Raw genomic sequence first — 23,074 nt, 5'->3', positions numbered from 1 at the left:
CTCACCTCTTGCTCTTGATGGCAGTGCCGAGCACTTGCAGGTACGAAACCAGCGCGTCCATCTCGGTCTTGCCCTTGAGGCTGGCGACGGCGCCACTGATGTCGTCGTCGGTGTACGGCACGCCGAGGGTGCGCATTACTTTCAACTTGGTCTCGGTGTGGCTGCTGTCGACCTGGGCGGTGACCAGCCAGGGGTAGGCCGGCATTTTCGATTCCGGCACCACGTTGCGCGGGTTGTACAAGTGCGCGCGGTGCCAGTCGTCCGAGTAGCGCGCGCCGACGCGGGCCAGGTCCGGCCCGGTGCGCTTGGAGCCCCACAGGAACGGGTGGTCCCACACGCTTTCGCCAGCGACCGAGTAGTGGCCGTAGCGTTCGGTTTCGGCGCGGAATGGGCGGATCATCTGCGAATGGCACTGCACACAGCCTTCGCGGATGTAGATGTCACGGCCTTCCAGTTGCAGCGCGGTGTAGGGCTTCATGCCCTCCACCGGTTTGTTGGTCACGTCCTGGAAGAACAGCGGGACGATCTGGGTCAGGCCGCCGATGCTCACGGCGAGCACCATGAGCAGCATCAGCAGGCCGACGTTCTTTTCAATCGTTTCGTGTTTCATCACAGACTCCTCAGGCCAGCTGCGCAGTGGTAGCGGCTTCGACTGGCTGCGCCGAACGCACGGTGCGCCATGTGTTGTAAGCCATCAGGAACATGCCGCTGAGGAACACCGCACCGCCCACCAGCCGCACGACGAAGCCAGGGTGGCTGGCCACCAGGGTTTCGACGAAGGAGTAGGTCAAGGTGCCGTCTTCGTTGACCGCACGCCACATCAGGCCCTGGGCGATGCCGTTGACCCACATCGAGGCGATGTAGAGCACGGTGCCGATGGTGGCCAGCCAGAAGTGCGCGTTGATCAGGCCGAGGCTGTACATCTGCTCGCGGCCGAAGATTTTCGGGATCATGTGGTACAGCGCGCCGATGGAAATCATCGCCACCCAACCCAGGGCGCCGGCGTGGACGTGGCCGATGGTCCAGTCGGTGTAGTGGGAGAGGGCGTTGACGGTCTTGATCGCCATCATCGGGCCTTCGAAGGTCGACATGCCGTAGAAGGCCAGCGACACCACCAGAAAGCGCAGGATCGGGTCGCTGCGCAACTTATGCCAGGCGCCCGAGAGCGTCATCATGCCGTTGATCATGCCGCCCCAGCTCGGTGCCAGCAGTACCAGCGACATCACCATGCCCAGCGATTGCGCCCAGTCCGGCAGCGCGGTGTAGTGCAGGTGGTGTGGGCCGGCCCAGATGTACAGGGTGATCAGCGCCCAGAAGTGCACGATGGACAGGCGATACGAATACACCGGACGCTCGGCCTGCTTGGGCACGAAGTAGTACATCATCCCCAGAAAGCCCGCGGTGAGGAAAAAGCCTACCGCGTTGTGCCCATACCACCACTGCACCATGGCATCCGTCGCACCGCCGTAGAGGGAGTAGGACTTGGTCAGGCTGACCGGGATTTCCAGGTTGTTGACGATATGCAGGATCGCCACGGTGATGATGAACGCACCGAAGAACCAGTTGCCGACGTAGATGTGCTTGGTGTTGCGCTTCATCACCGTGCCGAAGAACACGATGGCGTAGGCCACCCAGACGATGGTGATGAGGATGTCGATCGGCCATTCCAGCTCGGCGTATTCCTTGGAACTGGTGTAGCCCAGCGGCAAGCTGATCGCGGCCAGCAGGATGACCAACTGCCAGCCCCAGAAGCAGAACGCGGCAACTGCGGGAGCAAATAAGCGGGTCTGGCAGGTACGCTGCACCGAGTAAAATGAACTGGCGAACAGCGCGCAGCCACCAAAGGCGAAAATGACTGCGTTGGTGTGCAATGGACGCAGTCTTCCAAAGCTGGTCCAGGGCAAATCGAAGTTGAGTGCAGGCCAGACCAATTGGGCGGCGAGAAAAACCCCGAGCCCCATGCCGACGATGCCCCACACCACCGTCATAATGGCGAATTGGCGGACCACCTTGTAGTTATAGGCGGTACTTAAAGTAGTGTTCATGGTTCCCCATCCACGGTTCAACCCAAGCAGATGCGGCACTTGGGCTGGAGTTATAGGCAGACTAAAAAGCGAGGCAAGCATGGGCAAAGAGCACAAGGCCAGTATTGACGGGGATCAATGGGCGCAGTGTGTGCGGGAACACGGCTGGCTGTGGGATGAAGCTTCGGTTGCTCAAGGGCGCAAGGCGGTCACGCTGATCCTGGCCCATGGCGCCGGCGCACCGATGGACTCAGCCTTCATGAACGACATGGCTGCACGCCTTGCCGGGCATGGCGTGAACGTGTTGCGCTTCGAGTTTCCCTACATGGCCCAGCGCCGCGCGGACGGCGGCAAACGCCCACCCAACCCGGCGCCGAAACTGCTGGAATGCTGGCGCGAGGTGTATGCCCAGGTGCGACGTCATGTCGCTGGGAAACTGGCGATTAGCGGCAAGTCCATGGGCGGGCGTATGGCCAGTTTAGTCGCGGAGGAGCTGGGTGCGGACGGGTTGGTGTGCCTGGGTTATCCGTTCTATGCGGTGGGCAAACCGGAAAAACCTCGCACTGAGCACCTGGCCGGGCTGAACACGCCGACGTTGATTGTGCAGGGCGAGCGCGATGCGCTGGGTAACCGGGCTGCGGTGGAGGGGTATGACTTGTCGCCGAGCATCGAGGTGCTCTGGCTGGCGGCGGGGGATCATGACTTGAAGCCGTTGAAGGCGTCGGGGTTTACGCATGAGCAGCATCTGGAGGCTGCGGCGGTGAAGGTGGCTGGGTTTTTGGGTGGTCTGTAGGGCCCCATCGGGGGCAAGCCCCCTCCCACATTTTGACCGCATTCCAACAGATGTATGCGGTTAAGTGTGGGAGGGGGCTTGCCCCCGATAGCGGGATCAGCGGTTAAAACGCTCTACCAACGAGTACTGGGTATTGGCGGTATGCGTCAATTCTTCACTCAACTGCGCCGAGTTCAACGCCTGCTCCGAGGTCTGGTCCGCCAGCAGCGCAATCGTGCTGATGTTGCGGCTGATCTCTTCGGCCACCGAGCTTTGCTCTTCGGTTGCGGCGGCGATCTGGGTGGTCATGTCGGTGATATGTGCCACCGCCTCGCTGATGCCCACCAGCGCCTGGTCCGCTTCCATCACCCGTGCTACGCCTTCTTCGGCCTGGCGATGCCCGGCGTCCATGGTTTGCACGGCGGCGGCAGCGGTTTGCTGCAGCTTGGCGATCAGCGCGTGGATCTGCCCAGTCGATTCAGCGGTACGCTGCGCCAATTGACGGACCTCGTCAGCCACCACCGCAAAACCACGGCCCATCTCACCGGCACGCGCAGCTTCAATCGCCGCGTTGAGCGCCAGCAGGTTGGTCTGGTCGGCGATGCCCTTGATCACATCGACCACACCGCCGATTTCATCGCTGTCCTTGGCCAGTTGGGTGACGGTCACGCCGGTCTCGCCCACGGCCACCGACAGGCGCTGGATCGCCTCGCGGGTTTCACCGGCGATATCACGGCCACGGCCGGTCAGGCGATTGGCTTCCTGGGTGGCATCGGCGGTGCGCTGCACATGGCTGGCGACTTCCTGGGTGGTCGCCGCCATCTGGTTGACCGCCGTGGCCACCTGCTCGGTTTCCACCCGCTGGCGTTCCAGGCCGCTGGAGCTGTTATGCGCCAGCGTGTTGGACTGCGCCGCCTGGTCGTTGAGGTGTTCGGCAGTGTCCTGCAAGCGCGTAAGACAGGTCTTCAGACGTGCCTCCTGGCTGAGGATCGACATTTCCAGGCGCGCCTGGGCGCCACGGCTGTCGGTGTACATCTGCGCGATCAACGGGTCGGAGGTGGTCTGCTCGGCCAAACGCAGCAGGCGCTTGAGGCCGCGCTGTTGCCAGCTCAGGCCCAGCAGGCCCAATGGCACCGACAACCCTGCCGCCAGGGCAAAGCCCCAGTGGGAATTGAGCGACGCACCGATCATGAAGCTCAACTGGCTGACCAGGATAAACGGCAGCCAGTCCTGCAACACCGGCAACCACTTATCGCGCTGGGGAATCGCCGACTTGCCCTGGTTGATGCGGTGGTAGAGCGCTTCGGCGCGGCGGATCTGCTCGGCGGTGGGCTTGATGCGCACCGATTCGTAGCCGACCACCTGGTTGCCTTCGAAGACGGGCGTCACATAGGCGTTAACCCAGTAGTGATCACCGGTCTTGCAGCGGTTCTTGACAATGCCCATCCATGGCAAGCCTTGTTTGAGCGTGGTCCACATATGCGCGAACACCGCCGCCGGAACATCCGGGTGACGCACCAGGTTGTGCGGGGCGCGAAGCAGTTCGTCACGGGTGAACCCACTGATCTCGACGAAAGCGTCGTTGCAGTAGGTGATCACGCCTTTGGCATCTGTGGTTGAGATCAACCGTTGCTGAGCGGGGAAGGTACGTTCGCGCTGGGTAACGGGTTGGTTATTACGCATGATTGTTCAATCCGCAAGGCTTTCAGGGGTTATCGGCCATGGCGGGCATTTATTTAACTTAATTTTGCAACAATCGGCCCGCCAGCATCGGGGGAAGCGCTGCGGGCAATGCCGCGTCCTTCGTGGAAACCTGGCTACAGCGCCTTGGCCACTTTGCCCGGCCGCAGCACCAGCCACAAAGCGCCCGCAATCAAGACCCCGCCATACAGGTGCGCCATCGACAACGGCTCATCCAGCAACAGCGCGCCCCACAACACGCCAAACGGCGGAATCATGAAGGTCACGGTCATCGACCTCACCGGGCCGATCGACGACAGCAAACGGAAGTACAGGATGTAGGCAAACGCCGTACAGACCAGCCCCAGTCCCAGCAGCGACAACCACACCGGCCCGCCACCCCAACTGGCGGGCGGATGGCGGATGGCGTTGTAGGCAAACAACGGCAGCAGCAACAGCGTGGCGCCGAGCATGCTGCCCAGCGCGGCGAGGCGGCTGTCCAGCCCGCCGCGCTGGTCCAGCCAGCGGCGTGCGAGGAAACCGGCAAACCCATAGCAGGTGGTGGCCAACAGGCAGGCCAGTGCACCCATCAGCAATTCCAGGTCGAATGCCACCGGCCCCGCGCGGGTCAGCACGCCGACGCCAAACAGGCCCAAACACACCCCGGCGACTTTCGACGGGGTCAGGCGCTCGCTGAAAAACAGCCCGCCGATCAACACGCCCATCAATGGCGTGGTGGCATTGAAGATCGCCGAGTAACCCGCCGGCAGCACCTGGGCCGCCACCGAATACAGGGTCGCCGGGATGCCGGAGTTGATCACCCCCAGCAACAGGACTGTCTTGAACTTGCCCTGGAAATCCCAGCTCACGCGCAGCATCGCCAGGATCACCAGCAACCCGGCGGCAGCAATCGACACGCGGAAAAACGCGGTCGGCACCGTGCCGATTTCCGGCGCGATAATGCGCATGAACAGAAAACTCGCGCCCCAGATGGCGGCGAGCCCCAACAGGTACAGGGTGTCGACGGGTCTCACACAACGCTCCTACATCAATAAGGCGGCGAGTGTTGCCTAGTGGCCTGGCGGACACAATCTTTGTTTACAGCACGAACCGCGTGACCATGCCATTGAGGTCCACCGCCAGGCGCGACAGCTCCTGGCTGGCGGCCGAGGTCTGGGTCGCGCCCGCGGCGGTCTGGGTCGACAGGTCGCGAATGTTTACCAGGCTGCGGTCCACGTCACGCGCGACCAGTGCCTGTTGCTCGGCGGCGCTGGCGATCACCAGGTTGCGTTCGCTGATCTGCGAGATCGCGGCGGTGATTTTTTCCAGGGCGCTGCCGGCGCTGTTGGCCCGTTGCAGGGTAGCGCCGGCGTGTTCGGCGCTGCTGTTGAGCGCCTCGACGGTGTCCTGGGTGCCTTGCTGGATGCCAGTGATCATCTGCTCGATTTCTTCGGTGGAGTCCTGGGTGCGTTGCGCCAACGAACGCACTTCGTCGGCGACCACCGCAAAACCGCGCCCGGCCTCACCGGCACGCGCGGCCTCGATGGCGGCGTTGAGCGCGAGCAAGTTGGTTTGTCCGGCAATGCCACGGATCACTTCCAGCACCTTGCTGATGTCCTGGGCTTGCAGCGCCAGGCCTTCGGCCTTGTTCGAGGCGCCGAGCACTTCGTCCACCAGGTTCTGGATCGAGCTGATGGTTTCGCTGATCTGGTAGTGGCCGTGCTTGCTGTCTTCATCCGAGGCCTTGGACGCCTCGGCACTGGACACCGCGTTGCCCGCCACCTCGTCCACGGCCGCGCTCATCTCGGTGACGGCGGTCGCGGCCTGTTCGATTTCATCGTTCTGCGCCTGCAGGCCACGGGTGCTTTGCTCCATCACCGAACTCATCTCCTCGGCGGCGGAGGCCAGCTGTTGCGCCGATTCGCTGATGCCACGAATGGTGGTTTGCAGCTGGTCCTGCATGGCGGCCAGGGCGGTCAGCAATTGCGCCGGCTCGTCGTGGCCATGCACCACGATCGGCTGGCTCAAGTCGCCGCCGGCGATGCTGCGCGCCACGCTCAACGCCTGGCCGAGCGGGGCGGTGATGCTGCGGGTCAGCAGCCAGGCCAGCAGCAGGGTGGCAATCAGCGCGACCAGGATGATCAGGCCGACCACCCATTGCGCGCTCGCATACATCTGCGCCGCCGAGTCGGCGGCGGCCTGGACGCCTTTCTGGTTGAAGACGATCAGCTCTTCCAGGCTCTGGTTGAGGAGCGTGCCTTGTGGCGCGAGGCGGTTGTTCAGCAGATCGATGGCGTCTTGCTGTTGGTCCTTGTCTACCAGGGCGACCATCTGGGTAACGATGGCGAGATAGGTCGTGATGTTGCCTTTGACCTTATCCAACAGCGCGCGCTCGTCGTCGCTTTTCAGCAGGCTTTGGTGGCGGTCGAGCAAGCTTTGCAGCTCGCCGCGCTGGCGGCTGAGCAGGGCTTTGCTGTTGTCGCGCACCCGCGATTCATCGGTGGTCGCCAGGCGCAATGCCTCCAGGCGGATACTCGCGACGAAGGCCGCGCTGTCGTGGACGTTCTCTATGCTCGGCATCCACGATTCTTCGATCACCAGCGCACTTTCGCGCAGCTTGGCCATCTGGCCCAGGCCAAACAGGCCGACAATCACCAGCAAGCTGGCCAAAACCCCAAAACTCAGACTGGCACGCAGACCGATCCTCATATTCCTCAATGACATCTCAATGCTCCTTGGGCGATTTAGAACCTGTTCCCGGATCGGTCTTTTGACCTTGTTAGGCTGGGAGAGGGCGCGCTGTATATCAAAGTGCCATCAAGGTGGTAATCAGGGTTTCCCTTAGTGGGATCCAAAGGTTGACGAGGCGACCGAAACCGAGTGTTTCCTGGGCTAACCGGCCAGGCCACGCCGTTGCAGGCGTGTAGAACAGAGACCTGGCGACTTGAGGGTGCGTTTATTGACCGGATGGTCGAATTAAAAAATTGAAAATAAATGTACGAAATGAACGAAGTTGTACAACCTCGTGCACCAAAAATCGTGCTTCTCCTGCCCCGGCACACTGACTAAGCTCAATGCTTCCAGATGCCCGTAGAGGTTTCCCGCATGCCGCCGACCACGCACGCCCTCGCCATTGCCCGCACGATCCTTGAAGGGTTCGACGATTACCGCGAGCACTTTCGCCAGATCACCGATGGCGCCCGCGAGCGTTTTGAAAGGGCCCAGTGGCAAGCGGGCCAAGCCGCGTCGGCGGCGCGTATTAATTTGTACGAAGAAAAGGTCAGTGAAGTGACCGCGCGCCTGCGGGCCGACTTCGAGAGCGCCGCATTGCTCGACGTCGCAGCCTGGCCCCTGGTGAAAAACGCCTACATCGGCCTGATCGACCTGCGCTTTGACGATGAGCTGTCGGAGACCTGGTACAACTCGATCTTCTGCAGCCTGTTCAGCCACGACTTGATCAGCGACGGCTGCATGTTTATCCACACCACCCGGCCCAGCCTGCGCCACGCGCGCGCGGCGCAGACGCGGACCTACACGCCGGGCGGCAAGATTTCGGCGATGCTGGCGCAGATGTTCGCCGACTATCGCTTCAGCGAACCCTATGCCGACCTCGCGGCTGACTTGCTGCGCCTCGAAACCCAGCTGCGCGAAAACCTGCCGGACTGGGTGTGCAAGGACCCGGACCTCAATGTCGAGCTGTTTTCCTCGGTGCTCTACCGCAACAAGGGCGCCTACCTCGTGGGGCGTATCTACACCCGCGACGAACAGTGGCCGCTGGTGATTCCACTGCTGCACCGTGAAGGCCAGGGCATCCAGATCGACGCGTTGATCACCGACGAAGCCGACGTATCGATCATCTTCTCGTTCACCCGTTCCTACTTCATGGTCGATGTGCCGGTGCCGGCGGAATTCATCGGCTTTCTCAAGCGCATCCTGCCGGGCAAGCACATCGCCGAGCTGTACACCTCGATCGGCTTCTACAAGCACGGCAAATCCGAGTTCTACCGCGCGCTGATCAACCACCTGGCGACCACCGGTGACCAGTTCATCATGGCCCCCGGTGTGCGCGGCATGGTCATGAGCGTGTTTACCCTGCCGGGCTTCAACACCGTGTTCAAGATCATCAAGGACCGTTTTTCGCCGTCGAAGAACGTCAACCGCGCCACCGTGATCGAAAAGTACCGGCTGGTTAAAAGCGTCGACCGGGTCGGGCGCATGGCCGACACCCAGGAGTTCGCCGATTTCCGCTTTCCCCTGAGCAAGTTCGAGCCTGAATGCCTGGCCGAGCTGCTGGAAGTCGCCGCCGGCACCGTCGAAGTGGAAGGCGATACGGTGTTGATCCGCCACTGCTGGACCGAGCGGCGCATGACCCCGCTCAACCTCTATTTGGAAAACGCCAACGATGCCCAGGTCCGCGAAGCCCTGGAAGACTACGGCCTGGCCATCAAGCAGCTGGCGGCGGCAAATATCTTTCCCGGCGACATGCTGCTGAAGAACTTCGGCGTCACCCGCCACGGCCGCGTGGTGTTCTACGACTACGACGAAATCTGCTTTCTCACCGAGGCCAACTTCCGCCACATCCCCGCGCCACGCACCCCCGAGGATGAAATGGCCTCGGAGCCCTGGTACTCCATCGGCCCGCTGGATGTGTTCCCCGAAGAATTCCCGCCGTTCCTGTTTGCCGACGCCGGCCAGCGCAAACTGTTCGACACGCTGCATGGCGAGCTGTACAACGCCGACTACTGGAAAGGCCTGCAGGAGGCGATTCGCGCCGGCAAGGTGATCGACGTGTTCCCATACCGGCGCAAAGGCCCGCTGTAAACGCCTAATCCTGTGGGCGCGGGCTTGCTCGCGAAAGCGGTGCATCAGTTGATAATTGGGTGACTGACACACCGCCTTCGCGAGCAAGCCCGCTCCCACATTTACATAGCCGTCTGCCAGATAAGCCGCTTTTCTGCCACACTTGCCGGCCGTGCATAAATAGACGACCTTCAAAGTACCTGATGACTGACCAAGCGCCTGCTATCGACCAACTGCTGAAAAACCTCGACCACGCTATGCTCGCCGACCGCCATCGCTTGCGTCGGCAGCTGCTTGAGCTGCGCAAGAAGCCTGACGAGGAAAAGCTGGCGCAGTGGGTCACGCGCATGCAGGCGTCCTGCGCCCAGGTTACCGCGCGGCGCGCCAGCCTGCCGCTGATCCGCTATGACGACAGCCTGCCGATTGCCGCCAAGCGCGACGAGATCAAGGACGCGCTGAACAAGCATCAGGTGCTGATCATTGCCGGCGAGACCGGCTCGGGTAAAACCACCCAGTTGCCGAAAATCTGCCTGGAGATCGGGCGCGGCCAGTACGGCCTGATCGGCCACACCCAGCCACGCCGGATCGCCGCGCGCAGCGTGGCCAGCCGGGTCGCCGAAGAGCTCGCCACGCCATTGGGCGCGCTGGTCGGCTACCAGGTGCGTTTCGAAGACCAGAGTGATTCCAACACCCTGATCAAACTGATGACCGACGGTATTTTGCTGGCGGAAACTCAGAACGACCGCTACCTCGAACGCTACGACACGATCATCGTCGACGAAGCCCACGAACGCAGCCTGAACATCGACTTCCTGCTCGGCTACCTGAAAACCCTGTTGCCGCGCCGCCCCGACCTGAAAGTCATCATCACCTCGGCGACCATCGACCTGGAGCGCTTTTCCAAGCACTTCGACGACGCGCCGATTGTCGAGGTCTCGGGCCGCACCTTCCCGGTGGACACCTGGTACCGCCCGCTGACCCTGGAGCAGGACGAGGAGGGCAACCGCGTCGAGGACGACCTGACCGTCGACCAGGCGATCCTCGCCACCCTCGATGAAATCGCCGCCTATGAACGCAGCGAGCGGCGCAGCCCCGGCGATGTGCTGGTGTTCTTGCCCGGCGAGCGCGAAATTCGCGACGCCGCCGAGATGCTGCGCAAGGCCCAGCTCAAACACACTGAAATCCTGCCGTTGTACGCGCGCCTGTCACCGGCCGAGCAGCAGCGGATTTTCCAGTCCCACCCGGGCCGCCGTGTGGTGCTGGCGACCAACGTGGCGGAAACCTCGCTGACCGTGCCGGGCATTCGCTACGTGATCGACAGCGGCACCGCGCGCATCAGCCGCTACAGCTACCGCGCCAAGGTGCAGCGCCTGCCGATCGAGGCGATTTCCCAGGCCAGCGCCAACCAGCGTAAAGGCCGTTGCGGGCGGGTCGAACCGGGCGTTTGTATCCGCCTGTACAGCGAAGAAGATTTTATCGGGCGCCCGGAATTTACCGACCCGGAGATCCTGCGCACCAACCTTGCCGCCGTGATCCTGCAGATGCTGCACCTGCGCCTCGGCGAGATCACCGATTTTCCGTTTATCGAGCCGCCGGATGGCAAGGCCATCAGCGACGGCTTCAACCTGCTGCAGGAACTCTCGGCGGTCGACCGCAATAGCCAGCTCACGCCGCTGGGCCGTCAACTGGCGCGCCTGCCGGTGGACCCGCGCATGGGCCGCATGCTGCTCGAAGCCGCCAAGCTGGGCAGCTTGCAGGAAGTGCTGATTGTCGCCAGTGCCATGTCGATTCAGGACCCGCGCGAGCGCCCGCCGGAGCGTCAGCAAGCCGCCGACCAGGCCCACGCCCAGTGGAAAGACCCGGATTCGGACTTCGCCGGGCTGGTCAACCTGTGGCGCGGCTTTGAGGAGCAACGCCAGGAGCTGACCGCCAGCCCGCTGCGCAACTGGTGCCGCAAGAACTTCCTGAACTACCTGCGCCTGCGCGAGTGGCGCGATTCCCATCGCCAGCTCAGCCTGATCTGCCGCGACATGCAGTTGACCGTCAACAAAGAGCCGGCGGACTTTGCCAAATTGCACAAAGCCGTGTTGTCCGGCCTGCTCAGCCAGATCGGCCAGAAAACCGAAGACGGCGATTACCTCGGCGCGCGTCAGCGACGCTTCTGGATTCACCCGTCGTCGGGCATCGGCAAAAAGCGCCCGCAATGGCTGATGACCGCCGAGCTGGTGGAAACCACCAAGCTGTATGCGCGCATGGTCGCGAAGATCGACGCCGACTGGATCGAACCGCTGGCCGGGCACCTGATCAAGAAAAACCACTTCGAACCGCACTGGGAGAAGAAGCGCGGCCAAGTGGTGGCGTTTGAGCAAATCACCCTGTTCGGGCTGATCGTGGTGGGGCGTAGGCCAGTGCATTACGGGCCGATTGACCCGGTGGTGTCGCGTGAACTGTTTATCCGCGAAGGCCTGGTGCGTGGCGAGATTCAGTCACGCGCCAAGTGCCTGACCGCCAACCAGCAATTGCTCGAACAACTCGACGAACTGGAAGCCAAGGCGCGTCGGCGTGACATCCTCGCCGACGAGGAAACCCTGTACGCCTTCTACGATGCGCGCTTGCCGGCGCAGATCCACCAGACCGCCACGTTCGACAGCTGGTACAAGGTCAACAGCCAGAAAGACCCGCAACTGCTGATCATGCGCGAGGAAGACGTGCTGGCCCGCGAGGCCAGTGAAGTCACCGCCGCGCATTACCCGGACACCCTGCACCTGGGCGACCTGGCTCTGGCGCTCAGCTACCACTTCGAGCCCAACCACCCGCGTGACGGCGTCACCCTGCGCGTGCCGGCGCCGCTGTTGCCGGCGCTGCCGCCGGAGCGTCTGGAATGGCTGGTGCCAGGGGTGATCGAAGCCAAGTGCATCGCCCTGGTGCGCAACCTGCCCAAGGCGTTGCGCAAGAACTTCGTGCCGGTGCCGGATTTCGTCAAGGCCGCGCTGCAGCGCATCGAATTTGGCCAGGGTTCGCTGCCTCAGGCATTAGGTCGCGAATTGCTGCGCATGACCGGCGCGCGGGTCAGCGATGAAGCCTGGGCCGAGGCCGCGCAGCAGGTGGAAAACCATTTGAAGATGAACCTGGAAGTGGTCGACGGCGAGGGTAAATTCCTCGGCGAGGGCCGCGACCTGGCCGAGTTGACCGCACGGTTTGCCGAAGCCAGCCAGGCCGCCCTTGCCGTGCCGCAAACCGCAAAAAGCCAGCAACCGGTGGAGGCGAAGGTGTTCGCCGCCGTGGCCGAGAAGACCCAGCAAAAGATCGCCGGGCTGTCGATGACGGTGTACCCGGCACTGGTCGAAGACAACGGCACGGTCAAGGAAGGGCGTTTCTCGACGGCCGCCGAAGCCGAGTTCCAGCACCGCCGCGCGTTGCAGCGTTTGCTGATGCAGCAACTGGCGGAACCGGCCAAATTCCTGCGCGGTAAATTGCCCGGTTTGACCGAGTTGGGCCTGATGTATCGTGAGCTGGGGCGGATTGACGCGTTGGTCGAAGACATCCTGTTGGCCAGCCTCGACACCTGCGTGCTCGAAGGCGAAGCCAGCCTGCCGCGCGACGGTGCCGGCCTGGCGGCGTTGGCCGAACGCAAGCGCGGCAGCTGGACCGAACACGCTGAGCGCCTGGCACGCCTGACTCTGGAGGTGCTGAAGCTCTGGCACGGCCTGCAAAAGCGCTTCAAAGGCAAGATCGACCTGGCCCAGGCCGTGGCCTTGAACGATATCAAGCAGCAGTTGAGCAACTTGGTTTATCCGGGGTTTGTGCGGGAAACCCCGGCGCAGTGGTTCAAGGAATTGCCGCGTTACCTCAAGGCCATCGAGCTGCGCCTGGAGAAATTGCCCGGCCAGGTGCAAAAGGATCGCGTGTGGAGCACGGAGCTGAGCGGCCTGTGGGCGCAGTACCAGAACCGCCTGAACAAACACGCCCAGGAAGGCAAGCGCGATCCGCAACTGGAGCTTTACCGCTGGTGGCTGGAGGAATATCGCGTGTCGCTGTTTGGCCAGCAGTTGGGGACCAAGGTGCCGATTTCCGACAAGCGCTTGAGCAAGCAGTGGAGCCTGGTCGAGGCCTGAGTGTCGCCGCAGGTCCCGCGCGCAAACGCTAAAGGGTGTTTATCCGGGAGATGGCGCCAAATCCCTGGGTTTGTGGCAAACTTCGCCGCTATAAATGCCGGGGTCGTCGCAAAGGTCTGCGGCGCGATGGAATAAAGCGTTGCCAGTTTGATGTCCGCTGGGCGGAATAAAACTGCTTACAGTTTGGTACGACTGTACCAATATCTTCTGCCTGACAGATTTAGAGGAACGACCGTGCATAACGTCGTCATCAGCGGCACTGGCCTGTACACCCCGGCCAACAGCATCTCCAACGAAGAGCTGGTGCAGTCTTTCAATGCCTATGTGCAGCAGTTCAACACTGACAACGCCGCCGCCATCGAGCGTGGCGATGTGCAGGCACTGACCGAGTCCAGCGCCGCCTTTATCGAAAAGGCATCCGGCATCAAGAGCCGCTTTGTGATGGACAAGGACGGCATCCTCGACCCGCAGCGCATGGCCCCGCGCTTGCCGGAACGCAGCAATGACGAGTGGTCGGTGCTCTGCCAGATGGCCGTCGGTGCCGCCGAGCAGGCCCTGCAGCGCGCGGGCAAGACCGCTGCGGACATCGACGGCGTGATCGTCGCCTGCTCCAACCTGCAGCGTGCCTACCCGGCCATCGCCATCGAAGTCCAGGAAGCCCTGGGCATTCAGGGGTTTGGTTTCGACATGAACGTGGCCTGTTCCTCGGCGACGTTCGGCATCCAGAACGCCGCCAACAGCATCCAGCTGGGCCAGGCCCGGGCGATCCTGATGGTCAACCCGGAAGTCTGCACCGGCCACTTGAATTTCCGTGACCGCGACAGCCACTTCATCTTTGGCGACGCGGCCACCGCCGTGATCCTCGAACGTGCCGACCTGGCCACCTCCGAGCACCAGTTCGACGTGGTCAGCACCAAGCTGCTGACCCAATTCTCGAATAACATCCGCAACAATTTCGGCTTCCTCAACCGTGCTGCGGAAGAGGGCGTTGGCGCGCCCGACAAGCTGTTCGTGCAGGAAGGCCGCAAAGTCTTCCGTGATGTCTGCCCGATGGTCGCCGAGCTGATCGGTGTGCACCTGGAAGAAAACCAGCTGAACGTGACCGACGTGAAGCGCTTCTGGCTGCACCAGGCCAACCTGAGCATGAACCACCTGATTGTGAAGAAACTGCTCGGCCGCGAGGCCACGGTAGAAGAAGCACCGGTGATCCTCGATACTTACGCAAATACCAGCTCGGCCGGCTCGGTGATCGCGTTCCACACCTACCAGGACGACCTGCCCAAGGGCGCCGTCGCGGTCCTCAGTTCGTTTGGCGCGGGTTATTCGATCGGTAGCGTGATCCTGCGCAAGCGCTGAAAAATCGAGGTCTTGCATGGCAGCGGCAGACGACACGCAACTGCTTGAACGTCTGCTCAAGGGGGAGCAGCGGGCCTACAAGGAACTGGTCACCACTTATCAAAGCGCGATGCGGGCGGTGGCCTATGCAATCGTCGGCCAGCGCCATGCCGACGAAGTGGTGCAGGACGCCTGGCTGTCGGTGGTGCGCAACCTGGCCAGGTTCGAAGGGCGTTCCAGCCTCAAGACCTGGCTGCTGACCATCACCGCCAACGCCGCCAAAGGCCGCTACAAGCAGAATCGCCGCGAAGTCTTGCTCGACGATTTGCCCTCACCCCACGGTACCATCGGCGATGAGCGCTTTGTACCCGATGATGGCCATTGGGCTGTCGCTCCGTATGCCTGGCACCAGGACACGCCGGAAGCGTTGCTGACCGAGGATGAACTGCGCAAATGCCTGGAGCACACGCTGCTGAGTTTGTCCGACCTGCAGAGCAGCGTGCTGGTACTGCGCGAACGCCAGGGGTTGGCGTTGGAGGAGATCTGTAATCTTCTGACGCTGTCGCTCTCCAATGTCCGGGTGCTGTTGCATCGGGCGCGGCTTAAAGTCTTCGCCACGGTGGAGCATTTTGAGGAAACGGGCGAATGCTGACCTGTAAAGAACAAGTGGCGCGTTCCAGTGACTATCTCGATGGGCAATTGACCTTTCGCGAGCGATTGCTGGTGCGTCATCACTTGATGTTCTGCCCCAACTGCCGACGGTTTATCCGCCAGATGCGCCTGATGCAGGCGACGCTGAAGATCATGCCGGACGAGCCGGTGAAGGGTGTGGATGGCTTGGCGCAGCGGCTCGCTGCCGAGCGGCTCAAGGAGCAGACAGGCGGGGAATAAGCAGGCTCGCGTGGGTGAATCGGACGGATGATGGGGACCGACCCGCCCACGCAAGACTGTACAGCCACCTCGGGCCGTCCTGGCCCAAGGCTTATTGCACGAGCATTTAGAACTTGGCTTCTGCGTCCAGCTGCAGGGTGTTGGCGTTGGCGTCGCGGTAACCCGTAGCGCTGGCGTAATCGGCCTTGGTCAGGAAGTACGTGGCGCCGATGGCGAAGTTCTTGTCGATGTCGTAACCGACCTTGAACTTGTGACCGCGTGCACCGGTAAAGCCGCCTGCGAAGTCCGAGTCGGTAAAGGCACCGACCACCGCGTAGCGCTGCACGTCGCGGTAGTTGTAGTCCAGGTTCAAGCCGAACACTTTGGACTTGGCGCCGAGCAGCCAGGCAGTGTCTTTATCCTTATCCGTGGCCTTGGTGTTTTGCACGTACTGGCCGTAGAACGACAACGGTACGGCCAGGCCGCCGATATCAACCTGGCTGAAACCTTCGTACAGGCGGTATTCGCTGGCGTTGCCGGCCGTGGTGTTGGCCACTGTTTCGCCTGGGGTCAGGCAGCCAGGGGTGGTGCCGGTGGCTGTCGGGCAACGGCTGTCTTCATCGTTCTGGAACGCGTAGACGCTGCCGCCCAGGGTCAGTTTCAGATTGTCGGTGAGCGAGAAGCGAGACCCCAACTGACCAGCCGTCATGCGCAGGTCGTTGCGAAATTGCACGCCGTCGCCGTTGACGTTGTCTTTGAGGCTGTAGTTACCCAGGCTGCCGAACAGCTCGGCACTGCTGCCCAGCGGGTATTTGTAGGTCAGGGCCAGACCTTCCGGGTTGATATCGCTGTCCCAGATCACATCGCCCATGCTGACCCAAGGTTGCAGCATCTTGCCGCCGATCACGTGCAGGTTCTTGATTTGCGTCGGGTGGTAGTCGATGTAACCCAGGTCCAGCCAGATCGACTTCTTGTTGAAGTAGCCATCCAGATCCTGGTTGGTGGAGCGCGCATCGTCGCTGCTGCCGGTGGCGACACGAATGCCGGTGTCGACTTGCGAGTTGATTTCGGTAAACGCGCCCAGACGAGCGCGGATACGTTCGCGGTCCTTGTCCTTGCCACCGTTGTTGGGCGTACCGTCGATCTTGATGGTTTCGTGGCGGAAGCGCACGTCGCCCTTGAGCTGAGTCTTCGCGGCCCAGGCCAGCTTCTGGTCGAACACGCTAAGCTCGTTGGTTTTTTTCGCGGTGGCCGCGATCTGTTCGTTGGTCTCTTGTTGAGCTTGCTGTGCGATCTGCTTTTCTTTCTGATCCTTGGCCAGTTCCGCTTGCAGCTCGGTGTACTGCGCGGTGGTGATCTGGCCGTTGGCCTTGAGCATGTCGAGCAATTTAGCGTCGACTGCAGCACTGGCTGGAACGCTCAGGGCCAAGAGCAGGCCGCCGCACAGGACCGCCGCAGTTTTGGTGGAAGCAAGACGCATATCAATCTCCGAAAGTGAGGAGGGATGGCAAACCATCCAGGACACAACCGACCGATGACGGACGGAAAAATAACCACCTGTTAGAACCAGGCGCTCTAAAAACAGGCGTCAGTATCACGATCGTTTATGACGCAGAAGTGGCTAACTGATGTCATGTAGATGACAAATTATTTAGAAATGGAACTATTGATTTAGAGCCTTGTCCCGCGATTCGAGAGTGTGCTGCGGCTTGCGATAAGCGATACTCGCGAGGCTTTCACGCCATGAGTCAGTGAGGATGCCGATGCCGTTGCAACGCCTGGACAGCCTGTCCGAAATCGCCCCGCAGGTGTGGGATGCACTGGTGCCGCAGGCCCAGCCCTTTGTGCGCCACGCCTTCCTGAGCGCACTGGAAGACAGCGCCAGCCTGGGCCCGCAATCGGGCTGGGAGCCGGAGCATTTGCTGCACTGGGAGGGCGACCGGCTGGTGGCGGCCTTGCCCAGCTACCGCAAATGGCATTCCTATGGCGAGTACGTGTTCGATCATGGTTGGGCCGACGCCTGTGAACGCGCAGGCATTGATTACTATCCCAAGCTGCTGACGGCCGTGCCGTTCAGCCCGGTCAGCGGGCCACGCTTGCTGGCAGCCAGTGCCGAGGACGGTTTTGAGCTGCTCAACAGCCTGCCGGGCTACCTGGAAATCGAAGGCCTTTCCAGTGCCCATATCAACTTCACCGACGCATTGGCTGATGAGGCTTTAGCCAGGCAACCGGGCTGGTTGCAGCGCCTGGGTTGTCAGTTTCACTGGCAGAATCGCGGCTACCGCGACTTCCAGGATTTCCTCGACGCCTTGAGTTCGCGCAAGCGCAAACAGATGCGCAAGGAGCGCGAACAAGTGGCGGGGCAGGGCATCGACTTCGAGTGGTTGCAAGGCCATGAACTGAGCGAGGCGCAGTGGGATTTTGTCTACGCCTGCTACGCCAATACCTACGCGGTACGCCGGCAAACGCCCTACCTGACCCGCGCCTTTTTCAGCCTGCTGGCCGAGCGCATGCCCGAGGCTATTCGCGTGGTGCTGGCCAAGCAGGGTTCACGCCCGGTGGCCATGGCCTTCAGCCTGATCGGCGGCGACAGCTTCTACGGCCGCTATTGGGGTTGCCTGGCTGAGTTTGACCGCCTGCATTTCGAAACCTGTTTCTACCAGGGCATGGACTACGCCATCGCCCACGGCCTGCAACGTTTCGACGCCGGCGCGCAGGGCGAGCACAAGCTGATTCGCGGGTTCGAGCCGGTGATCACCCGGTCATGGCACTACCTGCGCCATCCGGGTTTGAAGAACGCCGTAGAGGATTTCCTCGAGCGTGAGCGGCTGGGGATTCTGGCCTATGCCGAAGAGGCGAAGGCAGCCCTGCCTTATCGGCAGGGCTGACCTGTTTTCCTCAGGTCGGCTGCTCCTTGCCCAGCCATCGGTACGTCACGCCAGCGAGTGCCGCGCCCAGGATCGGCGCGAGCCAGAACAGCCACAACTGCTGGATCGCCCACCCGCCCACGATCAATGCCGGGCCGGTACTGCGGGCCGGGTTGACCGAGGTGTTGGTCACGGGAATGGAGATCAGGTGGATCAAGGTGAGGGCCAGGCCGATGGCGATGGGCGCCAGGCCCTTGGGGGCTCGGTGGTCGGTGGCGCCGAGGATGATCAGCAGGAACATCGCTGTCATCACCAGCTCACAGACAAGCCCCGCCACCAGCGAGTAGCCCCCCGGCGAATGCTCGCCATAGCCGTTGGCGGCCAGGCCCGACGCCAGTTCAAACCCCGGTTTGCCGCTGGCAATGAAATACAACAGCGCCGCGGCGACGGTGCCGCCTATGACTTGGGCCACGATATACGCCGGTAACTCCCTGGCCGGAAACCGCCCGCCCACTACCAGCCCTACCGATACCGCCGGGTTGAGGTGGCAGCCGCTGATGTGGCCGATGGCAACCGCCATGGTCAGCACCGTCAGCCCAAACGCCAGGGACACGCCCAACAACCCGATCCCGACTGCCGGGAACGCTGCGGCCAACACCGCACTCCCGCAACCGCCCAACACCAGCCAAAACGTACCTAACCCCTCTGTCATTGAACGTTTGAACAAAGACATGCAACACGTCCTTGATAGATCGCTCTACCGATCAGTAAATCATGATGCTCCCTGCAGATTTACTTCAGCGCCCGTCTGGGCACTGCACTGAGTACAGCACGGTTTTTACACAAATCCAGGCCATGAAAAAGCGCCAGGGCCCTGTGGGCGCTGGCGCGATATGCCGATTCAGCAGAATGAGTGCGATCAAATGTGGGAGCGGGCTTGCTCGCGAAGGCGCAGTGTCAGTCACCGTATAGGCCGACTGAAACACCGCTTTCGCGAGCAAGCCCGCTCCCACACTTTGGAGGGTGTTTGCTCTGGAAATATCAGTCGATTCCGACAAACCCGCCGGTCTGGTGCTGCCACAGCCGTGCATACAACCCGCCGTGTGCCAGCAACTCGGCGTGGCTGCCGCTCTCGGCGATCTGGCCTTTCTCCAGCACCACCAGGCGGTCCATCCGCGCAATGGTCGACAAGCGGTGTGCGATCGCGATCACGGTCTTGCCCTGCATCAAGGTCTCCAGGCTCTCCTGGATCGCCGCTTCAACCTCTGAGTCCAGCGCCGAGGTGGCTTCGTCCATGATCAAGATCGGCGCGTCCTTGAGCAGTACGCGCGCAATGGCGATCCGTTGACGTTGACCGCCCGAGAGTTTCACCCCGCGTTCACCCACATGCGCATCCAGCCCGGTGCGGCCTTCGGCGTCTGTCAGCAGCGGGATGAACTCGTCGGCGCGGGCCTTGCGGATCGCTGCGGTGAGTTCCTCATCGGTAGCATCCGGCTTGCCGTACAGCAGGTTGTCGCGGATCGAGCGGTGCAGCAGCGAGGTGTCCTGGGTGATCATGCCGATCTGTTCGCGCAGGGTTTCCTGGGCCACCTCGGCGATGTCCTGGCCGTCGATCAGAATGCGCCCGCCTTGCAGGTCGTACAGGCGCAGCAGCAGGTTGACCAGGGTCGACTTGCCCGCGCCGGATGGGCCGATCAAGCCGATCTTTTCACCGGCCTTGATGTGCAGGTTGAGGCCGCCAATGATTCCGCTCTTTTTACCGTAGTGGAAATCCACCTGTTCAAAGCGCACTTCGCCATGGGGTACACGCAGGCGCGGGGCGTTGTCGCGGTCGACCACGGCCAGCGGGTGGGCAATCGTTTTCAGGCCGTCCTGCACCATGCCGATATTTTCAAAAATGCCGTTGACCACCCACATGATCCAGCCGGACATGTTGACGATCCGAATCACCAGGCCGGTGGCCAGGGCGATGGCGCCCACGGAGATCAGCGACTGGGTCCACAACCACAGGGCCAGGCCGGTGGTGGTGACGATCAGCAGGCCGTTGAGGACGGTGATCACCGTGTCCATGCTGGTCAGCACGCGGGCGGCCAGCTGGGTTTTCTGGGTTTGCTCGATCAGCGCTTCTTTTGCGTATTCCTGTTCGTGCTGGGTATGCGCGAACAGCTTCAAGGTGGTGATGTTGGTGTAGCCGTCGACGATGCGGCCCATGAGTTTGGAGCGGGCTTCGGAGGAGATCACCGAGCGCTCCTTGACCCGTGGCACGAAGTAGCGCAGCGCCAGGCTGTAGCCAATGATCCAGGTGATCAACGGGATCATCAGCCGCCAGTCAGCCTCGGCAAACAGCACCAGGGAGGTGATCGCATAGATCGACACATGCCAGATCGCTTCCGCGGTCGCCACCGCTGAGTCGCGCAGCGAGTTGCCGGTTTGCATGATGCGCTGGGCGATACGCCCGGCGAAATCATTCTGGAAAAAGTTCAGGCTCTGCTTGAGCACGTAGCTGTGGTTCTGCCAGCGGATCAGGCTGGTCATGCCGGGGTTGATGGTCTGGTGCACCAGCAGGTCGTGCAGGCCATTGAAGATCGGGCGCAGCAACAGGGCGACTACCGCCATCCAGATCAGCTCGGTGCTGTGAATCTGGAAGAAGTTGGCGGGCGGCGTGCCTTGGGCCAGGTCGATGATGCGGCTCAGGTAGCTGAACAGCGCGACTTCGATCAACGCGCCAACCAGGCCCACCACCAGCAGCGCGGCGAAACATGGCCACACCTGGCGCAGGTAGTAGAGGTAGAAGGGCAGGACTTTATCGGGCGGTGCGGCGCTGGGCGCGTCGCGGAAAATATCGATCAGTTGTTCAAAACGACGATAGAGCATTAGGTTGACGCCCGCCTGGCGGGCTCTCCTGTTCAAATGCGCGCGGCGCCTGGTGGGCACCGCGCGGAGCTACTGCAGACCTCAGTCGATGCGCTTGGCCGACTTGATGTACACAGGATCGATAGGCACGTTCTGCATGCCCTGCTTGGTGGTGGTCTGCGAGTTGACGATCACATCAACCACGTCCATGCCCTTGACCACTTTGGCGAATACCGCATAACCGCGATCGCGGCCCGGGTCGAGGAAGGCATTGTCGGCAACGTTGATGAAGAACTGGCTGGTGGCCGAATCCGGATCACTGGTGCGCGCCATGGACAAGGTGCCACGGACGTTATGCAGGCCGTTGTTGGCTTCGTTCTTGATCGGTGCGTCGGTGGGCTTTTGCGACATCGACTGGGTGAAACCACCGCCCTGGACCATGAAGCCCGGGATTACACGGTGGAAAATCGTGTTGGTGTAGAAACCCTTGTCGACATAGGCGAGGAAGTTCTTGGTGCTGATCGGCGCCTTGACCGGGTCCAGTTCGATTTCGATGTCGCCATTGGTGGTGCTGATCAGCACGTGTGGCGCGCTGGACTTGGCCGGTGCAGCAGGTTTGGCCGGTGCGGCTGCCGTGGCGGCCATCAGGTTGGCAGCGAACAGAAAGGAGCCGGCAAAGAAGGCGATTTTTTTCAGCATGGGTCAGTGATCCTGGGTAGTGGTGTCGACTGTCTCTAGAAAATCGAGCAGGGTGGTATTAAAGACTTCGGGTTGATCCAAGGGCGTGGCGTGGCGGGAATCCTCGATCACCACCAGCCGCGCATCGGGCAGCAGTTTTACATAGTTTTCTTTCTGCGCCACGGGGGTGTAGTCGTGGTCGGCGCTGATGACCAGGGTTGGACAGGTAATCTTGAAAAGTTGTTCCTGCACGCCCCAGCCCACAATCGCGTCGAAGCTGGCGAGATAAGCACGTTTGTCGTTTTTTGCCCAGCGTTCGGCCATCTTGCGGCGCAGGTCGGCCTGCTGCGGTTTGGGGAATAGCCGGTCGCCCAGGGCCTTGCCGATGGTGGCCAGGCTGAGCACCCGTGCCAGGGTCCAACGCTTGGCCCACTGCCAATAGTCGCCCGGGCTGCGCACTTTGACCTCAGGCGCGCTGTTGACGATGCATAGGCTCTTGACCTGCGCGGGTTCGTCCACCGCCAGCTGGAACGCGATCATGCCGCCCATGGACAAGCCCACCACGTGGGCGGGGGGCAGGGCCAGGTGTTCGATCAGGGCACTCAGGTCGTCGGTGAAACCCTTGATGCTGTAGCGCTCGCGTGGTTTGTCGGAACGCCCGTGGCCGCGTACATCCAGCACGATCAGGCGGTAGTGTCTGGCGAGCACCGGTATCTGCAGTTCCCAGTCCTGGCTGCTGGAGCCCAGGCCATGGATCAGGATCAGCGGGGTGCCGTGGCCGTATTCCTCGTAATGCAGGCTGCAGCCTTCATGATCGAACCAGGCCATGCATGAACTCCGTTTCAGGCTTGCTGGGGGGCGGCGAAAGGCGCGTCCAGTGGAGCGGTGTCAAAGGTACGCAGCAATTCCACCAGAATCTGCGTGGCCGGCCCCAGGGGTTTGTCCTTGTTCGAGTACAGGAAGAACGTGGGGTGGCGGCTGCCGCCCTGTTCCAAGGGTAGCTGCTTGAGCAGGCCTTCGGCGAGTTCGCGTTCGATCATGTGCCGGGGCAGCCAGGCAAAGCCCAGGCCACTGCCGACA

At 61.9% G+C, this 23,074-nt stretch carries 18 protein-coding genes; 7 read left to right on the top strand and 11 right to left on the bottom strand.

Features of this window, described 5'->3' with window-relative positions; all coding sequences use genetic code 11:
- Position 1 precedes the first annotated feature (1 nt).
- Positions 2-610: a cytochrome-c oxidase, cbb3-type subunit II gene (ccoO, locus tag WBR57_RS21080; protein ID WP_034108140.1), complete on the bottom strand. Its 609-nt coding sequence runs from the start codon at positions 608-610 to the stop codon at positions 2-4.
- A 10-nt stretch (positions 611-620) separates the two neighbouring features.
- The gene (gene ccoN, locus WBR57_RS21075) at positions 621-2,045 is read right to left on the bottom strand and encodes a cytochrome-c oxidase, cbb3-type subunit I (RefSeq protein ID WP_424086263.1); all 1,425 of its coding nucleotides are present in this window, start codon (positions 2,043-2,045) and stop codon (positions 621-623) included.
- 79 nt (positions 2,046-2,124) lie between these two features.
- Between ccoN and WBR57_RS21070 the strand changes: the two genes are divergently transcribed.
- Positions 2,125-2,817, top strand: a complete 693-nt coding sequence (locus tag WBR57_RS21070) for an alpha/beta family hydrolase (RefSeq protein ID WP_424086261.1) — start codon at positions 2,125-2,127, stop codon at positions 2,815-2,817.
- A 96-nt stretch (positions 2,818-2,913) separates the two neighbouring features.
- Here the strand turns inward: WBR57_RS21070 and WBR57_RS21065 are convergent, their stop codons facing one another.
- The 3 genes from WBR57_RS21065 to WBR57_RS21055 all read right to left on the bottom strand — a co-directional run bounded on the left by WBR57_RS21065 (position 2,914) and on the right by WBR57_RS21055 (position 7,200).
- Positions 2,914-4,479: a methyl-accepting chemotaxis protein gene (locus tag WBR57_RS21065; protein WP_424086259.1), complete on the bottom strand. Its 1,566-nt coding sequence runs from the start codon at positions 4,477-4,479 to the stop codon at positions 2,914-2,916.
- A 134-nt stretch (positions 4,480-4,613) separates the two neighbouring features.
- Positions 4,614-5,510: a DMT family transporter gene (locus WBR57_RS21060; RefSeq protein WP_424086256.1), complete on the bottom strand. Its 897-nt coding sequence runs from the start codon at positions 5,508-5,510 to the stop codon at positions 4,614-4,616.
- 64 nt (positions 5,511-5,574) lie between these two features.
- Entirely contained in the window at positions 5,575-7,200 is a 1,626-nt protein-coding gene (locus WBR57_RS21055) for a methyl-accepting chemotaxis protein (RefSeq protein ID WP_424086254.1), read from the bottom strand.
- Between the two features lie 381 nt (positions 7,201-7,581).
- Here WBR57_RS21055 and aceK point away from each other — a divergent pair, with 381 nt between their 5' ends.
- From aceK to WBR57_RS21030, 5 genes are all read left to right on the top strand, one after another.
- Complete coding sequence (gene aceK, locus WBR57_RS21050; protein ID WP_424086252.1) at positions 7,582-9,297, top strand: bifunctional isocitrate dehydrogenase kinase/phosphatase; 1,716 nt, start codon at positions 7,582-7,584, stop codon at positions 9,295-9,297.
- 182 nt (positions 9,298-9,479) lie between these two features.
- A complete protein-coding gene (hrpA, locus tag WBR57_RS21045) occupies positions 9,480-13,391 on the top strand; it encodes an ATP-dependent RNA helicase HrpA (RefSeq protein WP_424086250.1) in 3,912 nt (1,303 codons plus the stop codon).
- Between the two features lie 234 nt (positions 13,392-13,625).
- On the top strand, positions 13,626-14,747 hold the full coding sequence (locus WBR57_RS21040) for a beta-ketoacyl-ACP synthase III (protein WP_424086248.1): 1,122 nt from the start codon (positions 13,626-13,628) through the stop codon (positions 14,745-14,747).
- A gap of 16 nt (positions 14,748-14,763) precedes the next feature.
- A complete protein-coding gene (locus WBR57_RS21035; protein WP_424086246.1) occupies positions 14,764-15,378 on the top strand; it encodes an RNA polymerase sigma factor in 615 nt (204 codons plus the stop codon).
- On the top strand, positions 15,372-15,617 hold the full coding sequence (locus tag WBR57_RS21030; protein WP_424086244.1) for an anti-sigma factor family protein: 246 nt from the start codon (positions 15,372-15,374) through the stop codon (positions 15,615-15,617). Before WBR57_RS21035 ends, WBR57_RS21030 begins: the two co-directional genes overlap by 7 nt.
- A gap of 106 nt (positions 15,618-15,723) precedes the next feature.
- Here WBR57_RS21030 and WBR57_RS21025 read toward each other — a convergent pair whose 3' ends face one another.
- Positions 15,724-17,076, bottom strand: coding sequence for a putative porin (locus tag WBR57_RS21025; RefSeq protein WP_122539548.1), 1,353 nt, complete (start codon positions 17,074-17,076; stop codon positions 15,724-15,726).
- A 283-nt stretch (positions 17,077-17,359) separates the two neighbouring features.
- Between WBR57_RS21025 and WBR57_RS21020 the strand changes: the two genes are divergently transcribed.
- Positions 17,360-18,484: a GNAT family N-acetyltransferase gene (locus WBR57_RS21020; protein WP_424086241.1), complete on the top strand. Its 1,125-nt coding sequence runs from the start codon at positions 17,360-17,362 to the stop codon at positions 18,482-18,484.
- Positions 18,485-18,494: 10 nt separating this feature from the next.
- Here WBR57_RS21020 and aqpZ read toward each other — a convergent pair whose 3' ends face one another.
- From aqpZ to WBR57_RS20995, 5 genes are all read right to left on the bottom strand, one after another.
- Positions 18,495-19,196 carry an aquaporin Z gene (gene aqpZ / locus WBR57_RS21015; protein ID WP_424086239.1) on the bottom strand — a complete coding sequence of 234 codons (702 nt, stop codon included), beginning with the start codon at positions 19,194-19,196 and terminating at the stop codon, positions 18,495-18,497.
- 308 nt (positions 19,197-19,504) lie between these two features.
- On the bottom strand, positions 19,505-21,337 hold the full coding sequence (locus WBR57_RS21010) for an ABC transporter ATP-binding protein (protein WP_424086237.1): 1,833 nt from the start codon (positions 21,335-21,337) through the stop codon (positions 19,505-19,507).
- A gap of 81 nt (positions 21,338-21,418) precedes the next feature.
- Complete coding sequence (locus WBR57_RS21005) at positions 21,419-22,015, bottom strand: peptidylprolyl isomerase (RefSeq protein WP_122542519.1); 597 nt, start codon at positions 22,013-22,015, stop codon at positions 21,419-21,421.
- Positions 22,016-22,018: 3 nt separating this feature from the next.
- A complete protein-coding gene (locus WBR57_RS21000) occupies positions 22,019-22,822 on the bottom strand; it encodes an alpha/beta fold hydrolase (RefSeq protein WP_424086235.1) in 804 nt (267 codons plus the stop codon).
- A 14-nt stretch (positions 22,823-22,836) separates the two neighbouring features.
- Positions 22,837-23,074, bottom strand: a 238-nt coding sequence (locus WBR57_RS20995) for a LysR substrate-binding domain-containing protein (RefSeq protein WP_424086233.1), incomplete at its 5' end; no start/stop codon positions are given.

The organism is Pseudomonas sp. (assembly GCF_049590575.1).
GTDB lineage: Bacteria > Pseudomonadota > Gammaproteobacteria > Pseudomonadales > Pseudomonadaceae > Aquipseudomonas.
Note: the sequence above shows the minus strand (reverse complement) of the source record. Positions and strands in the feature narration are given on the sequence as shown.

What these genes read in the sequence shown, in the direction of transcription:
- WBR57_RS21000 (WP_424086235.1), bottom strand. Translation starts at nt 22,822, where the DNA reads ATGGCCTGGTTCGATCATGAAGGCTGCAGCCTGCATTACGAGGAATAC.
- WBR57_RS21030 (WP_424086244.1), top strand. Translation starts at nt 15,372, where the DNA reads ATGCTGACCTGTAAAGAACAAGTGGCGCGTTCCAGTGACTATCTCGAT.
- ccoO (WP_034108140.1), bottom strand. Translation starts at nt 610, where the DNA reads ATGAAACACGAAACGATTGAAAAGAACGTCGGCCTGCTGATGCTGCTC.
- WBR57_RS21035 (WP_424086246.1), top strand. Translation starts at nt 14,764, where the DNA reads ATGGCAGCGGCAGACGACACGCAACTGCTTGAACGTCTGCTCAAGGGG.
- WBR57_RS21005 (WP_122542519.1), bottom strand. Translation starts at nt 22,015, where the DNA reads ATGCTGAAAAAAATCGCCTTCTTTGCCGGCTCCTTTCTGTTCGCTGCC.
- WBR57_RS21055 (WP_424086254.1), bottom strand. Translation starts at nt 7,200, where the DNA reads ATGTCATTGAGGAATATGAGGATCGGTCTGCGTGCCAGTCTGAGTTTT.
- aceK (WP_424086252.1), top strand. Translation starts at nt 7,582, where the DNA reads ATGCCGCCGACCACGCACGCCCTCGCCATTGCCCGCACGATCCTTGAA.
- aqpZ (WP_424086239.1), bottom strand. Translation starts at nt 19,196, where the DNA reads ATGTCTTTGTTCAAACGTTCAATGACAGAGGGGTTAGGTACGTTTTGG.
- hrpA (WP_424086250.1), top strand. Translation starts at nt 9,480, where the DNA reads ATGACTGACCAAGCGCCTGCTATCGACCAACTGCTGAAAAACCTCGAC.
- WBR57_RS21065 (WP_424086259.1), bottom strand. Translation starts at nt 4,479, where the DNA reads ATGCGTAATAACCAACCCGTTACCCAGCGCGAACGTACCTTCCCCGCT.
- WBR57_RS21025 (WP_122539548.1), bottom strand. Translation starts at nt 17,076, where the DNA reads ATGCGTCTTGCTTCCACCAAAACTGCGGCGGTCCTGTGCGGCGGCCTG.
- ccoN (WP_424086263.1), bottom strand. Translation starts at nt 2,045, where the DNA reads ATGAACACTACTTTAAGTACCGCCTATAACTACAAGGTGGTCCGCCAA.
- WBR57_RS21020 (WP_424086241.1), top strand. Translation starts at nt 17,360, where the DNA reads ATGCCGTTGCAACGCCTGGACAGCCTGTCCGAAATCGCCCCGCAGGTG.
- WBR57_RS21010 (WP_424086237.1), bottom strand. Translation starts at nt 21,337, where the DNA reads ATGCTCTATCGTCGTTTTGAACAACTGATCGATATTTTCCGCGACGCG.
- WBR57_RS21070 (WP_424086261.1), top strand. Translation starts at nt 2,125, where the DNA reads ATGGGCAAAGAGCACAAGGCCAGTATTGACGGGGATCAATGGGCGCAG.